This window comes from Streptomyces sp. NPDC093260 (assembly GCF_040683715.1).
GTDB lineage: Bacteria > Actinomycetota > Actinomycetes > Streptomycetales > Streptomycetaceae > Streptomyces > Streptomyces sennicomposti.
The window spans coordinates 210,865-225,235 of record NZ_JBFBEK010000003.1; the positions used below are offsets into that span (position 1 = coordinate 210,865).

A 14,371-nucleotide genomic window follows, 5' to 3' on the forward strand; every position below is an offset into this window, starting at 1 on the left:
GGCGCCCGCGCGGGGTACGGGCACGCGTACGGTCCGCGGCGTGAGACGCGTCCGGTCGGCGGTACGCGTTCCCGCGGCGGGCGGGGTGTGTGGGACCCTGTCCCGCATGACTGAGCAGTCTTCCCGAGCCGCCGCGACCACGGCCGACCAGTACGTCCTGACCCTCTCCTGCCCCGACAAGCAGGGCATCGTGCACGCCGTGTCCAGCTATCTGTTCATGACCGGCTGCAACATCGTGGACAGCCAGCAGTTCGGGGACCAGGACTCGGGACTGTTCTTCATGCGGGTCCACTTCTCCGCCGAGCCGCCGGTGAACGTGGACAAGCTGCGGGCCAGCTTCGCGGCGATCGGCGACTCCTTCGGCATGGAGTGGCAGATCCACCGGGCCGAGGACAAGATGCGGATCGTGCTGATGGTCAGCAAGTTCGGGCACTGCCTGAACGACCTGCTCTTCCGCGCGCGGACCGGGGCGCTGCCCGTCGAGATCGCCGCCGTGGTCTCCAACCACACCGACTTCGCCGAGCTGGTGGCCTCCTACGACATCCCCTTCCACCACATCCCGGTGACCCGCGACACCAAGGCCGAGGCCGAGGCGCGGCTGCTGGAGCTGGTGCGCGAGGAGAAGGTCGAACTCGTCGTCCTCGCCCGCTACATGCAGGTCCTCTCCGACGACCTGTGCAAGCAGCTCAGCGGCCGGATCATCAACATCCACCACTCCTTCCTGCCGAGCTTCAAGGGCGCCAAGCCCTACCACCAGGCGCACGCGCGGGGCGTGAAGCTGATCGGCGCGACGGCCCACTACGTGACCGCCGACCTCGACGAGGGCCCGATCATCGAGCAGGAGGTCGAGCGGGTCGGCCACGACGTGAACCCGGACCAGCTGGTCGCCGTCGGCCGCGACGTGGAGTGCCAGGCCCTGGCCCGCGCGGTGAAGTGGCACGCCGAACACCGCATCCTGCTGAACGGCCGCCGCACGGTGGTCTTCGCCTGAGCCGCGGCGTCAGACGGAGGCCCGGCGGACGGCGGCGGTCGCCGGACGGCGGTCGCCCGGCGGTGCGGGACGCGGCCTGGCGGCCTGCGGCTCGATCAGCTGGGGGCGCGGGGTCGTGACGGCACGGCCGGCCTGACGACCTGCCCGGCCAAGGGCCGGTCGGGGACCGGGGCCGTCTCCGTCCGGCCGGGCCGGTCGGGACGGCCCGGCGGGCGGCTACATCCGGCTCAGTGATGCCGCCGCGTACAGGACGTCCCTGATCGCGTCGTGGTCGCCGTTCTGGCCGGCGGCCGCCTCGCGCGGCGCGATGTGGCCGGCCGCCAGATGGCAGAACTCCACGCCGTCCAGTGCCACATGGGCCACCTCGTGGTCCGCGGAGCCCACCGCGCCGGGCGAGTCGAGCGGTATCAGCCACTGGCCGCCGCCCGAGCCCTCGATCTCCAGCCGCAGACTGCGGCCCGGCGCGCCCGCGGTCACCAGGTGCCGGGCGCGGCCCGGTGCGGCCAGCCCGGCGCGCCGCCGCTCGGCCAGCACCCCCGGCAGCATCCGGGCGGCCAGGTCGATCATCCCGTGCAGATGGCGCGGGGCCGGCGGGCCGTAGGGGTAGTCCACCGCGCCGGCGATGTCCTCGGCGTGCACCCAGCACTCGAAGGCCCGGTCCAGCAGCGCGTCGCGCAGCGGCAGTTCGAAGCCGCCGTACGGCACCGTCGCCCGCTCGGGGCCGACGGCGTCGCCGGGCTCGGTCCCGTCGGCCCGGGACACCGTCCGCACCAGCGCGTGCGTCTGGCTGCGCCAGGGCGTCCGTACGGAACGGGTCGGCGGGTAGTGCGAGGCCCGCCAGCACGCCTCGGTGCGCGCCGTCGGCGTGGGCGGGTCGGCCGGGGTGCCGGCGAGCGGGTCGGCCAGGCCGAGCGCCACCGCGACCAGCCCGTCCACGCTCATCAGATGCGCGATGACCCCCGCGACGGTGGTCCGGCGGCTGGTCGCCGCCTCGCCCTCGAACCAGCGCAGCCGCACCGGCGCGTGCCACTCGGAGTCGCGGATGTCCTGGAGCAGCGCGTCCAGGCGCGCGGTCTCCGCGTCGTAGGGCGCCGCCCACTCGGGCACCGGGACGCGCGCCGGGCGCCGTTCCAGACAGCCTTCCATGACCCGGGTGCGCAGGCCGGGGTCCAGGTCGAGGCTCTCGGGCGGGTGCAGCAGGCCGACCGCCGCCCGCAGCCGCAGCGCCTCCTCGGCGCAGTCGCCGCAGCCGCCGAGGTGCTCCTCCACGGCCGCCGCCTCCCGGGGCGAGCAGGCGGCCAGCGCCCACGCCCCGAGGAGCGACTTCAGGACGTCGTGTGCCGGCACGGGTCCGCCCGCGTCCTCTCGTCGGGCCGGCCGCCGCTCCGGCCGGGTCCGTCCGCTCATGCCGCGCCTCCGTATCCCGGTGGCGGCGCGCCGGGGCCGGCCGCGTCGTGCGCGGTGGCCAGCAGCTGGAGGCCGAGGCGGAGCCGGCGGCGGGCCTCGTCCTCGGTGACGCCGAGGTCGGCGGCCGTCTGCCGGTAGTCGCGGCGCTGGAAGTAGGCCAGCTCCAGGGCGGCGCGCAGCGGCGCGGGCATGGAGTGGACGATGAAGTCGGCGCGGGCGGCGACGGAGGCGCGGCGCACCCTGCGCTCCAGTTCCTCGGGCGAGCCCTCGCCGCCGTCGGTCAGGGCGGCGGCCCCGAGGGCGCGCAGCCGTTGCACGGCCAGCCGGTGGGTCAGCGTCGCCACCCAGGTGCGCAGGGGGCCCTGGCGCGGGTCGTAGGCGTCGGGGTGCTGCCAGACGTGGGCGAACACCTCGCGGGTGACGGCGTCGGCGCCCTGCTCGTCGCCGAGCACGCGGTGGGCGAGGCCGTGCACGAGGGAGGCGAACCGGTCGTACAGCTCGCCGAGGGCGGCGGCCTCGCCGCGGGCGAGCCGTTGCTGCATCCCGCTGTCCCAGCGGGGCGGTGCGTCCTTCTCCGCCATGCGGCCCCCTCCGCGCCCGGCGCCCTGCCGCGCCCGTGTCCCGGCCCGTCGCCGGTTTCTACGCTCGTCGCCGGTTTCCAGCCTGTCCGTCCGGTCCTTCCGAATGTAGTCGGCACATACGGGGCCGCACGCCCCTTTGTGCCAATGTGCGCCCCCCGACGAGCCGCAGGTGGTAGAGGGCGTCTTCTCGTTCTGTCGCGTCTACCCCCGCACCGGCGGACCAATTCCGACCGAACGCGACCGGAGTTGACCGAAACGAACCGGTTGATGAACAAGGTCGGTTTGACGTGCGGTGTTTGGGGGAACGGCCGCTGGGCAGCCGCGCGGAAAGAAACGTAGGAACTGGCTCCGTTTCCGGGCGGTTCCGGGGAAGAACCGGCGAGCGGAGGGCGGGCCGTGGTGTTCAAGGTGACCGGCGACGAACAGGGCGGGTGGAGCGTGCTCCATGTCGCCGGCGAACTGGACCTGGTGACCTCACCGGTGCTGCGCCAGCGCGTCCACGACGTGGTGGCGCAGGGCCGCCACGATCTCGTACTGGACCTCTCGGAGGTCTTCTTCTGCGACTCCAGCGGCGTCGGCGTGCTCATCGCCGCCCGCCGGCTGATCCGCTCCTGCCAGGGCCGGCTGCGGCTGCTGCTGCCGGCCGGCGGCGCCGAGGAGGGCTCCCACGTCAACCGCGTCCTCGGCGCGCTCGGCGTGCGCCGCCTCTTCGACGTGCGCCCCGACCTGGCCTCGGCGGTCGACGAGGAACCGCTGTCCGCGTAGCGCGCCCGCGCCGCGTCCACCCGGGTCGCGACACCCCCGGCCCACTCGGGTCGCGACACCCGCAGTGGTAGTACCCGTGTCCCGGAGTCACCCCGGAGTCGGCACAACGGCCGCTTTCCGGCCTGCCGCGGGCGCCCGGCGTCGTACGCTCCCAGCCAGACGCACCCCCCACACGTGAGGCGGCCCGAGAAGACATGGTGAGCAGCGAGTACGAACGCAGGATCGGGGACCGGTTCGCCACCCTCGACCAGGACGGCAACGGCTGGATCGACCGCGAGGACTTCAACGTGGCGGCCAAGGCGCTGCTCGCCGAGTTCGGCGTCACCGCCCGCTCCGACAAGGGCCAGGCCCTGTACGGCGGGGCGGAGGCCTTCTGGCAGGGCATGGCCGGGATCGCCGACGCCGACGGCGATCAGCGCATCACCCGCCAGGAGTTCGTGACCGGCGCGGTCAAGCGGCTGCGTGACAACCCCGAGCGGTTCGCCGAGATCGCCCGCCCCTTCCTGCACGCCGCCCTGGCCGTCGCCGACACCGACGACGACGGGGCCGCCACCGTCGCGGACACCGCCCGCACGCTCAGGGCCCTCGGCGTGTCCGAACAGACCGCGCGGGCCACCGCCGCCGCGCTCGACGCCGACGGCGACGACAGGATCGGCGAGCAGGACGTCGTCCCCGCGCTGGCCCGCTACTTCACCGTCACCGAGTGACCGGGCGGGGGCGACCCCGGCCGCCGCGGACCGCGACGGAGCGCGGATACGGAGCGTAGTCGTCGAGTTGTCCGCCCCGCGCCACCCGTCACGTCCCGGAGTCGCCGGTCCGCTCCGGTACCTTGGGTCGGGTGCGAGTGGCTCCGCGGACCGGCCGTCCCGGCGTCGTCCCAGGGGCGGCCCCGGCCAGGGCGGTGCGTGCGGCTGCTTGCGAGGTCGGGTGGCGTGTGCTGCCCACCTGTTCGACTCCTCGCGACGAGCGTCGCACAGTATGCCGCACGAGTACTCCTTCGCGCGGGAATATGCCCGAAGCGCTTGTTGCGGTGACGGTACGTCAACCATGCTGTCTCGCATGGGAGTCACAGTCCGTGACGCTTGCTCTGGTCGTTGTTCTGGCCATGCAGAAAATGGCTACGATCGTGGCCCTCGCACGGCGCGGGGCCATGGGTCCGCCGGTTCGGATGGTGTGAGCGGTGCAGGTGCTTCGAGTGCAGCTGGAGATCCGGCCCGACCCCGCGGAAGTGGGGCGGGCCCGCAGGTGGGCCCGTTCCCGGCTGGCCGGGTCGGGGATAGCGGCCGACGAGCCGCTCGCCGAGACGCTGGTCCTGCTCGTCTCCGAGCTGGTCACCAACGCCGTGGTGCACACCGGCTGTCCGGCCGTGCTGCGGCTCTGTCTGCCCGGCGCGGCGGCCGAGGCGGCCACCGTGCGGCTGGAGGTGGCCGACGCCAGCACCCGGGCGCCCGTGCCGCGCTGCGCGGACGACGACGCCACGGGCGGGCGGGGCCTGGCCCTGGTGGACGGCCTCGCCGACCGGTGGGGGTGGAGCGCGGAGGGCGCCGGCAAGCGGATCTGGTGCGAACTCGACCGTTGCGCCCCGGCCGCCGCGGAGCGGGCCGCCCCGGCCTCCTGCGGCGACCAGCTCCCGGTGGGCGGCGCCGCGGTGCCGGCCGGGACGCCGGGTCTCGACGGGCCGACGTACGAAGGGTTGGCCTTCGAGGCGGTGTGAGGGCCGGACGGGCTCGCGGGCGACCGCGCCCGTGCCGCCCGCGGCTCGCGGGAGTTGGTGGCGCGGCCCGGACGGCGACCGTGCGCCGACGCCTGTCCCGGAGGCGGCCGTGCGCCGAGGGTGCCGGTCCGGATGAGGGCCGTGCGCCGGGGGATGCTTCCGTGCGCGGCCGTTGCGAGCCCCGCATAACGGGCATACCGCCGAACGGCTGTTGACGTGCCGTGTCCGTTTGATCACGCTTGTGGCAGCGATTCGCCGTGAGGGGACGCCGAGGGCCGCACGCCGGACTCCGGACCGCCGGAGGCTCCGGGTGCCGAAGCCTCGGCGAGTGCGAGTCGTGAGGTCGGCGCCGACCGGTCCCGTCAGGACCGAGGGGGGGTGGGGTCGGTGCGCCGGAGCCGGATGGCGGCGCGCGGTGCCGTGCTCGGGGCGGGCATGGGCGCGCCGCCACCCGGACTCGCCCCGCCGTTCGGGACCTGGACTCGTTCCGCAGTCCGGCACCCGGGCTCGCGCCGACTTCTCCACAGGCTGTGGACAACTCCGCGCCCCGGCCGAACCCGACCTCGGTTCCGCTATCGTCCCGCCGTCGAGGACACGGCCGTCCGCGCCGTCCGCTGGACCAGGGAGACGCCGTCGTCCATCGACGCGTTGCCGGCCGACAGGACCGCGACCAGGTAGCGGTGCCCGCCGACGGTGATCCGCCCGACGCTGTTCACGTCCCACAGGCCGGTCGGGTTCCGCTGGAGCCAGCCGTTCTTCAGAGCCGTGCCCGAGGCCGAACCGGCCGCCGAGACGCCCCACGCCTGTCCGTCGTCCACGCTGTTCATCAGGGTCCGGAGGTAGGCCCGGGAGGCCTGGTTCAGCGCGGCCGGGCCCGCCTTCGGCGGGTCGAACACCGCGCGCAGCAGCCGTATCTGGTCGCTCGCCGTGGTCCGGGTCAGTCCCCACCTGGTGCCGGGACCGCCCTGCGTCTCGGTCAGCCCGAGCCGCTTGTTCGCCGCGGCCAGGCCCGGTGCGCGGCCGATCTGCCGCCACAGGGCGTTCGCCGCCGCGTTGTCGCTCTCGCGGATCATCGGCTCGGCCAGGGCGCGCTCCCGCGCGGTGAGGGACCGCCCCGCGTCCTGCGCCTGGAGCAGCGCCGTCGCGAGGATGTCCACCTTGACGATGCTGGCGGTGTCGTAGGGGGTGTCGTCACCGTAGACGACGGGCTGCTGCCGGGCGCCGTCCAGCGGGAGCACCGCCGCGGTCACCCGGGAGGCGTCCTGGGCGTGCGCCGGCGCGGCGGCGGCCAGGGTGCCGGCGGACAGCAGTGCCGCGGCGGAGACGAGAAGGGCGCCGGTCCTCGGACGCGGCACCGAGCGCAAGCGATTCAGCATGGTCGAGAAGGCCCTGTTTCGTGACGGGGGGCTGGGGTCTTCCGTCTGGATCAGGGTGCGGTGCCAGGGCCCGCGAGCCCGGCGTGATCCAGACGAGAGGCCCTGGGGGATCGGACGACCCGGAGACGAACATAGACAAAACGGCTGGACCGGAAGGTGACCGTCATCACCGAAAACCGCCGTACGCCCGAATTGTGAGAAGAGCCATAGGTGGCTGGACGGCCGTGGACGCCCCGGCCCGCCCCGGCCCGGCCCCCGCTCCGCCCTACGCCGCCCCGCCCGCCCGGAACGTGCGTCGGTAGGCGGTCGGGGTCACCCCGAGTGCCGCCATGAGGTGCTGCCGCATCGACTGGGCCGTGCCGAAGCCCGTGTCCCGTGCCACCCGGTCCATGGACAGGTCCGTCGACTCCAGCAGGTGCCGGGCCCGTTCGATCCGCTGCCGGGTGAGCCACTGCCCCGGGCTCACCCCGACCTCCTCCCGGAACCGCCGGGTGAACGTGCGTACCGACATGGCCTCCCGCTCGGCCATGTCGCGCAGCTGGATCGGCTCGTGCAGCCGTTCCAGCGCCCAGGCACGGGCGGTGGCCGTGGTGGCCAGTTGCGGGTCGGGCACCGGACGGGCGATGTACTGCGCCTGCCCGCCGTCGCGGTGCGGGGGCACGACCGTGCGGCGGGCCACGTCGTTGGCGACGGCGATGCCGTGGTCGCGGCGCACCATGTGCAGACACAGGTCGATCCCGGCCGCCACGCCCGCCGAGGTCAGCACGTCGCCGTCGTCGACGAACAGCACGTCCGCGTCCACCTCGACCCGCGGGAACAGCCGCTGGAAGTGGTCGGCGTGCGCCCAGTGCGTGGTCGCGGGACGGCCGTCCAGGTGTCCGGCGGCGGCGAGCACGTACGCGCCCGTGCAGATCGAGGCGAGCCGGGTGCCGGGCCGGATCAGCGCGAGGGCGGCGGCCAGGTCCTCGGTCAGCCGCCCCTCCTCGAAGACCGGTCCCAGTTCGTAGGAGGCCGGGACGATCACCGTGTCGGCGGTGGCCAGTGCCTTTGGCCCGTGCGCGACGTCGATCGAGAAGTCGGCGTCCGTGGTGACCGGGCCCGGCGGCCGCACCGAGCAGGTCACGACGTCGTACAGCAGCCGCCCCTCGGCGTCGGTGGGCCGGCCGAAGATCCGGTGCGGGATGCCCAGCTCGAAGGGGAGCAGCCCGTCGAGGGCGAGAACGGCGACGCGGTGCGGCCGGAACGGGTCCATGGCCCGATCCTAGCGAATGCTGTCCTTCGGGCCACTCGATGCGAAGGCGCGCACGCCGGAAGCTCGATGGCGTGACCCAGACAACCGAACCCGCACTCGACGTCGCGGAAGAACCGCTCCGGCGCCGCCGCCTCACGGTGCACCGTGCCTGGTTCGTCGCCGCCGTCACCTTCGTCACGATCATCGGCGCGGCGGCCTTCCGTTCCCTGCCCGGCCTGCTCATCGACCCGCTGCACGCGGAGTTCGGCTGGTCGCGCGGCACGATCGGCGCCGCGGTCTCGATCAACCTCGCCCTGTACGGGCTGACCGCGCCGTTCGCCGCCGCGCTGATGGACCGGTTCGGCATCCGCAAGGTGGTCGCCGTCGCGCTCACCGTGATAGCGGTCGGCTCGGGTCTGACCGTGTGGATGACCGCCGCCTGGCAGCTGTGGCTGTGCTGGGGCCTGCTGGTCGGCCTCGGCTCGGGCTCGATGGCGCTGGCCTTCGCGGCCACGGTCACCAACCGCTGGTTCACCGAGCGGCGCGGCCTGGTCACCGGCATCCTCACCGCCGCCTCCGCCTCCGGTCAGCTGATCTTCCTGCCGGTGCTGTCCTGGATCGTCCAGTCCCCGCACGGGTGGCGTCCGGCGGCCGTCACGGTGGCGCTCGCGGCCCTCGCCGTCGTCCCCTTCGTCTGGCTGCTGCTGCGCGACCACCCCGCCGACGTGGGCGTACGGCCGTACGGGGCGACGGAGTTCGTGCCCAGGCCGGGGCCCGTGCGGGGCGCGGCGCGGCGGACCCTGACCGTGCTGTCCTCGGCGGTGCGCACCGGGCCCTTCTGGCTGCTGGCCGGCACCTTCGCGATCTGCGGGGCGTCCACCAACGGCCTGGTCCAGACCCACTTCGTGCCCGCCGCCCACGACCACGGCATGCCCGTCACGGCCGCCGCCTCGCTGCTCGCGGTCATCGGCGTCTTCGACGTGGTCGGGACGATCGCCTCGGGCTGGTTCACCGACCGCTTCGAACCGCGCCGGCTGCTCGCCGTGTACTACGCGCTGCGCGGCGTCGCCCTGCTGTTCCTGCCGATGCTGCTGGCGCCGAGCGTCCACCCGCCGATGATCTTCTTCATCGTCTTCTACGGCCTCGACTGGGTCGCCACCGTGCCGCCCACCCTCGCCCTGTGCCGGGAGCAGTACGGCGAGGACAGCGCGATCGTGTTCGGCTGGGTGCTCGCCTCCCACCAGGTCGGCGCCGCCCTCGTCGCCTATCTCGGCGGCGTGGCGCGGGACGCCTTCGGCTCCTACGACACGGTCTGGTACGCCTCGGGCGCGCTGTGCGCGGCGGCGGCGCTGATGGCGCTGGTGATCCGGCGCCGGCCGGCCGCCGCGGCGGCGTACGCGGGGTGACGGGCCGGGGCCGCCCGCTCCGCCCGGCGCCGGGCCGTCAGGACGGCTGCCCCGGCAGGCCGGTGCGGGCGTTCGCGTGGCGTCGGGCGACGGCCCGTGCGATGCGTTCCGCGTCGATCGCCAGCTCGCGGAGCATGCCGCTGACGGGGTTGGTGAAGCCGGTGAAGTAGAGACCGGGCGCGTCGGCGGGGGTGCGGGGGCCGTGCACGACCGGGCGGCCGCGGCCGTCCAGCACCCCGAGATGGCCGACCAGGTCGGTGAGGCCGCGGGTGTAGCCGGTCGCCGCGATCACGGCGTCCGGCTCGATCCGGGAGCCGTCGGCGAGGACGACCTCGCCGCCCTCCAAGGCCTCGACGGCGGCGACCACCTCCACGCGGCCGGTGCGTACGGCGTCGATCAGTCCGACGTCCTGGACCGGGATCGCCCCCTGCCGCACCCGCGAGTACAGGCCGGTGTCCGGGCGGGGCAGCCCGTGCGCCGACAGGTCCGGCACGCTCAGCCGCGCCAGCGGCCGGGCCAGCCGGTCGACCAGGGCGACCGGCAGCCGCCGGCACAGCACGCCCGTGTACTGCGCGGCCCATCCGGCGGTCGACCGGCGCACGATGTGCGGGACGGTGCGCACGGCCAGCCGTACGCGCCGGGCGCCGCCCTCCACCAGATCGACGGCTATCTCCGCGCCGGTGTTGCCGGCGCCCACGACGAGGACGTCCCGGCCGGCGTACGGGGCGGGGCTGCGGTAGGCGGACGCGTGCAGCAGCTCGCCGGTGTACTCCGTACGGCCGGGCCAGTCGGGCAGGTGCGGAGTGTGGTTGTGGCCGGTGGCGACGACCACCGCGCCGCCGGTCAGCTCCCGGCCGCCGGTGGCGCGCAGCAGCCAGCCGGTGCCGTCCGGGGCGCGTTCGATCCGGGAGACCTCGACGCCGGTCACGACCTCCAGCTCATGGTGCTCGGCGTACTTCTCCAGGTAGCGCACCAGGTCGTCGCGCGCCACCCAACGGCCGAACCGGCGGGGTATCGGCAGTCCGGGCAGCGCGGACAGGCGGCGGGTGGTGTGCAGACGGAGCCGGTCGTAGTGCCCGCGCCAGGACGCTCCCACCCGGTCGGACTTCTCCAGTACGACGGCGCGTACGCCCCGCGCGCGCAGGGCGTACGCGGCGGCCAGCCCGCCGGGGCCTCCGCCGACGACGTAGACGGGGCGGTCGGCGTGCTCCGGCGCGAAGGGGGCGGGCGGAGCGGTCCGGGTGGTGGGGGTGGAGTCGGCCATGAGGGGGAGCGTATTCACGCACCCGGTTGATGGGTCTCGGTCAAGACCGGAATTGGTTGCGGATTGATCACATGTGACCACGGGCCGTACCGCGCCCACCACTTCGGCGCCCCGTGCCTCCGTGGTCGTGACGGGTCTCGGCCACAATGACCCGATGGCCGACATACGTGAGCAGTCCTTCGCCCGGAGCACCCTCGACCTGCGGGGGCACGGACTCCGGCTGCGCCTGTGGGACCGGCACTCCGAGGACGACGTGCGCACCTGGCTGCGCGGGCGCTCCGACCCGGAGTTCCGGCGCTGGAACACGCCGCTGATCATGGAACGCGATCTCGCCGACGCCCGCGAGTCCCTCTCCTCCCACGTCGCGGAGGCCGCCGACGGCACGGGCATGCCCCTGTGCGTGACGGACGAGGAGACCGGCGTGATCCTGGGGCATGTCGGCGTCCACGTCGTCAGCCGCACCATGCGGTGCGGGCGGATCGGCTACTGGGTCCTGCCCGAGGCGCGCGGCCACGGCGTCGCCACCCGGGCGCTGAAGCTCGCCACCCGCTGGGCGTTCGAAGAACTCGCATTGCACCGCATCGAGTTGGGCCACGCCCTCGGCCACGAGGCGTCCTGCCGCGTCGCCGAGCGGTGCGGATACCGCTACGAGGGGACCCAGCGCGGTGCGATGTGGGAGGAGGCCCGCCACGACGCCTTCCGCGACTGCCACCTGCACGCCCGGCTGACGACGGACCCGGAGCCGGAGCAGGACGAGGCCGCAGCCCGGTAGCCGGAACCGCGTACGGGGGCCGGTGGCCGGACGCGGGCCGGGAACCGGGCACGGGCCGAGGGCCGGCCCCGGGCGGGTGGCCGGACGGGGGTCAAGGGACCAGGCGCGACTCGGGGACCGCGCGAGGACGCGGGGCGGCGGAGGACCTGCTCTTCACCGACCTCGCCACCCCGGCCGGCGACGGCCTCTGCCAGCGCCTCGGCTGCCGCCCGCTGACGGACCTCGCCCGGTACGCGTTCGGGTGAGCCGGCGGGCGGACGGGCGGGAGAGCGGGCGGACCGGGCGGACCCGAGGAGCGGCGGCCCGGGCAGGTGCGGCGGGGCCTCACGGCCACAGCAGCTCCCGGGTCCAGGCATCGCCCTCGTCCCGCCGGTAGCGCAGCCGTACGTGGCGGCGGCGGGCGTCGCCCTGGAAGAACTCGGCCTCGGTGGGCCGCAGGCGGTACAGCGTCCAGGTCGGCGCCTCGGCGTCCGGTTCAGCACCGGCCCGCTCCCAGGCCGCCTCCGATGTCTCGGCCAGTTCCTCCAGCGAGCCGAGGACCTGGCTCTGACGGCCGGTGAGGGCGGCGGCGAGGGCACCGGTGGACCGCATCCGCAGATCCGCCCGCGCCTGCTCGGACGGGGCGGTGGCGACCGGGCCGCGGACCCGGACCTGGCGGCCGAGCACCGGCCAGTAGAAGGCGAGGGCCGCGTGCGGGCGGGCGGCCAGCTGCCGTCCCTTGCGGCTGTCGGCGTGGGTGGCGAAGGCCCAGCCGGCCTCGTCGGCGCCGTGCAGCACCACGATGCGGACGTCCGGGTGACCCTCCTCGTCGGCCGTCGCCAGCGACATCGTGTGCGGCTCGCGCTCACCGGCCGCGGCGGCCTCGGCGAACCACGCGGCGAAGAGGGGAAGGGGCGCGTCGGGGGCGGCGGCGGGGTCGAGGGCGGGCAGCGTGGTGACCTCCGGGTCCCACACCCGCAGCGACTTCAGCAGCTCCTGGAGATCCGTTTCCATGCCCCGAGTATCGGTGCCGGGGCGGCCCCCGGCCGCGCGGGAGGCCGTACCTCGTGTTGCCGCGCCCCGGGTGCCGTACCCCATGGCGCCGTACAACGCGACAGGCGGCGGTCCACTCGGGTGGACCGCCGCCTGTCTGACAGGACTTGTGGCCGGGGAGGACCGGCGCCGTACCGGCTGCCGGTTATCTGCTCGGCTTCTTGCCGGTCATGCCCAGGTGCACCAACAGGGCGAGGTTCGGCTTGAGTTCGGCCTGCTTCACGCCCCAGGAGGAGAAGGCCTTCTGGTGTGAGGCGACCGCGGCGAGCATCGCGACGAGGGAACCGGCGATCGCGGCCGGGTTCACGTCCTTGTCGACCTTGCCCTTGGACTGGAGTTCGGCAACCGAATCCGCGAGGGAACTGTTCACGGAGTTCAGGATCTTCATCCGCAGCTTGTAGAAGCGCTTGTCGCCCTCGGCGGCCCCGAGGTCCACGACGCGCAGGATCGCGTCGTTGCGCCGCCAGAACTCCAGGAATCCGTCCACGAGTTCCTGTGCCGTCTGCCACCCGGCCTTGCCGACCCAGGAGCGGTCCCGCACCAGGCCGGTCAAATCGGCGCTCTCGGACGCCATTTGCTCGGCGATCTCCAGGACGGCGCCCTCGACGTCCGGGAAGTACTGGTAGAAGGTCGCGGGCGAAGTGCCCGCCTTGCGGGCGACGTCGATGACTTTGACGTCCCGGTAGGGAGAAGAGCTGAGCATGTCGCTGAGGCAGTCGAGCAGCTTCTGCCGAGTCGCCTGCCCACGCCGCCCGGCCACGCGGCCGTCGACGGTACGCACTTGTCCTGTCATGTCGTCAGCTTACCGAGGGGGGGTGGGAGCGCGATTCGGCCGACTGCAAATGGGGTGCGGGGGCCGATCGGGGCTGGTGTGCCTGGTCTGCGGGCTGCGAGGGAGCCGGTTACTTTGACGGCATGGCCGAAAACAGGGCATCCGCGTACACCGAAGGCGTCCCGTGCTGGGTGGACGCGCAGCTCCCCGACGTGGCGGCGGGCAAGCGCTTCTACGGTCAGCTCTTCGGGTGGGATTTCGAGGACGGCCAGGCGGCGTTCGGCCGCTCCGTGCTGGCCCGGCTGGACGGCGAGCCGGTGGCCGCGCTCACGCCGAAGACGGACGGCCGGATGCCCACCGTGTGGACGGTGTACTTCGCCGCCCCGGACCCCGAGGCGCTGGCCGGGCGGATCGTCGCCGGGGGCGGGCGGATCGTCGCCCCGGCGGCGGCCCTGGGCGGGCTCGGCACGGCCGTCCTGGCCGCCGACCCGGAGGGAGCCGTCTTCGGCCTGTGGCAGCCGGCCGGCCGCGCGGGCTTCGGCCGCCGCCACGAGCCCGGCGCCTTCGCCTGGGCGCAGCTCTACACCCGCGACACCGAGGCCGCGAACGCCTTCTACGGTTCCCTCTTCCACGACGCCCTCTTCGGTCCCGGCGCCCGCCCCGACTTCGGCCGCGCCCCCGTCTCCGAGGTGTTCCCGGCCGAGATGCCGCCCCACTTCCTCGTCCACTTCCGGGTCGAGCGGGCCGGCGAGGCGCTGGACGCGGCGGTCGCGCTGGGCGGGCGGGTGCAGGTGCCGCCCTTCGAGACCTCCTACGGCACCGTCGGCGTCGTCGTGGACAATCAGGGGGCGTCCTTCGCCGTACTGGAGAGGTGAGGCGGCGCGGCCCCGGAGCCGTACCGCAGGGGGCGCGGACCCGGCCGTACCGCACGGGCGCCGGCGCCGCCGTACCGGAAGGCCGGGACCCCGCCGTACCGGAACGACGGCGCCCGGTCGTACCGGAAAGGTGAATTCGGCACGCGGTCCGGCTGGAAAGCACCGCTTTGGCGGAGAATTGCGGC

At 74.4% G+C, this 14,371-nt stretch carries 14 protein-coding genes; 7 read left to right on the forward strand and 7 right to left on the reverse strand.

Annotation, left to right across the window (positions count from 1 at the left end):
- The first annotated feature begins 106 nt into the window (after window positions 1–106).
- Window positions 107–991 (forward strand): formyltetrahydrofolate deformylase, encoded by an 885-nt coding sequence (purU, locus tag AB0N63_RS05190; RefSeq protein ID WP_365524256.1) that lies wholly within the window; start codon window positions 107–109, stop codon window positions 989–991.
- Window positions 992–1,207: 216 nt separating this feature from the next.
- On the opposite strand, the gene AB0N63_RS05195 is transcribed toward purU, so the two are convergent.
- Entirely contained in the window at window positions 1,208–2,398 is a 1,191-nt protein-coding gene (locus tag AB0N63_RS05195; RefSeq protein ID WP_365524259.1) for a zf-HC2 domain-containing protein, read from the reverse strand.
- The gene (locus AB0N63_RS05200; RefSeq protein ID WP_365524261.1) at window positions 2,395–2,979 is read right to left on the reverse strand and encodes a sigma-70 family RNA polymerase sigma factor; all 585 of its coding nucleotides are present in this window, start codon (window positions 2,977–2,979) and stop codon (window positions 2,395–2,397) included. Before AB0N63_RS05200 ends, AB0N63_RS05195 begins: the two co-directional genes overlap by 4 nt.
- A 396-nt stretch (window positions 2,980–3,375) precedes the next feature.
- On the opposite strand from AB0N63_RS05200, the gene AB0N63_RS05205 reads away from it, so the two are divergent.
- The 3 genes from AB0N63_RS05205 to AB0N63_RS05215 all read left to right on the forward strand — a co-directional run bounded on the left by AB0N63_RS05205 (window position 3,376) and on the right by AB0N63_RS05215 (window position 5,458).
- On the forward strand, window positions 3,376–3,744 hold the full coding sequence (locus AB0N63_RS05205) for an STAS domain-containing protein (protein ID WP_169439001.1): 369 nt from the start codon (window positions 3,376–3,378) through the stop codon (window positions 3,742–3,744).
- A gap of 194 nt (window positions 3,745–3,938) precedes the next feature.
- Window positions 3,939–4,451, forward strand: a complete 513-nt coding sequence (locus AB0N63_RS05210) for an EF-hand domain-containing protein (RefSeq protein ID WP_365524265.1) — start codon at window positions 3,939–3,941, stop codon at window positions 4,449–4,451.
- A gap of 488 nt (window positions 4,452–4,939) precedes the next feature.
- Entirely contained in the window at window positions 4,940–5,458 is a 519-nt protein-coding gene (locus tag AB0N63_RS05215; RefSeq protein ID WP_365524780.1) for an ATP-binding protein, read from the forward strand.
- A 572-nt stretch (window positions 5,459–6,030) separates the two neighbouring features.
- Here AB0N63_RS05215 and AB0N63_RS05220 read toward each other — a convergent pair.
- Window positions 6,031–6,834, reverse strand: coding sequence for a serine hydrolase (locus AB0N63_RS05220; protein WP_365524268.1), 804 nt, complete (start codon window positions 6,832–6,834; stop codon window positions 6,031–6,033).
- A 265-nt stretch (window positions 6,835–7,099) separates the two neighbouring features.
- On the reverse strand, window positions 7,100–8,086 hold the full coding sequence (locus AB0N63_RS05225) for a helix-turn-helix domain-containing protein (RefSeq protein WP_365524271.1): 987 nt from the start codon (window positions 8,084–8,086) through the stop codon (window positions 7,100–7,102).
- Between the two features lie 71 nt (window positions 8,087–8,157).
- Here AB0N63_RS05225 and AB0N63_RS05230 point away from each other — a divergent pair, with 71 nt between their 5' ends.
- Entirely contained in the window at window positions 8,158–9,471 is a 1,314-nt protein-coding gene (locus tag AB0N63_RS05230) for an MFS transporter (RefSeq protein WP_365524273.1), read from the forward strand.
- 37 nt (window positions 9,472–9,508) lie between these two features.
- On the opposite strand, the gene AB0N63_RS05235 is transcribed toward AB0N63_RS05230, so the two are convergent.
- The gene (locus tag AB0N63_RS05235; RefSeq protein ID WP_365524276.1) at window positions 9,509–10,735 is read right to left on the reverse strand and encodes an NAD(P)/FAD-dependent oxidoreductase; all 1,227 of its coding nucleotides are present in this window, start codon (window positions 10,733–10,735) and stop codon (window positions 9,509–9,511) included.
- A 154-nt stretch (window positions 10,736–10,889) separates the two neighbouring features.
- Between AB0N63_RS05235 and AB0N63_RS05240 the strand changes: the two genes are divergently transcribed.
- Entirely contained in the window at window positions 10,890–11,507 is a 618-nt protein-coding gene (locus AB0N63_RS05240; protein ID WP_365524278.1) for a GNAT family N-acetyltransferase, read from the forward strand.
- Between the two features lie 324 nt (window positions 11,508–11,831).
- On the opposite strand, the gene AB0N63_RS05245 is transcribed toward AB0N63_RS05240, so the two are convergent.
- Both AB0N63_RS05245 and AB0N63_RS05250 read right to left on the reverse strand, forming a co-directional pair.
- A complete protein-coding gene (locus AB0N63_RS05245; RefSeq protein ID WP_365524280.1) occupies window positions 11,832–12,500 on the reverse strand; it encodes a pyridoxal 5'-phosphate synthase in 669 nt (222 codons plus the stop codon).
- Window positions 12,501–12,684: 184 nt separating this feature from the next.
- A complete protein-coding gene (locus AB0N63_RS05250; protein WP_365524783.1) occupies window positions 12,685–13,320 on the reverse strand; it encodes a TetR family transcriptional regulator in 636 nt (211 codons plus the stop codon).
- A gap of 134 nt (window positions 13,321–13,454) precedes the next feature.
- Between AB0N63_RS05250 and AB0N63_RS05255 the strand changes: the two genes are divergently transcribed.
- Window positions 13,455–14,186 carry a VOC family protein gene (locus AB0N63_RS05255; RefSeq protein WP_365524282.1) on the forward strand — a complete coding sequence of 244 codons (732 nt, stop codon included), beginning with the start codon at window positions 13,455–13,457 and terminating at the stop codon, window positions 14,184–14,186.
- Window positions 14,187–14,371: the final 185 nt, after the last annotated feature.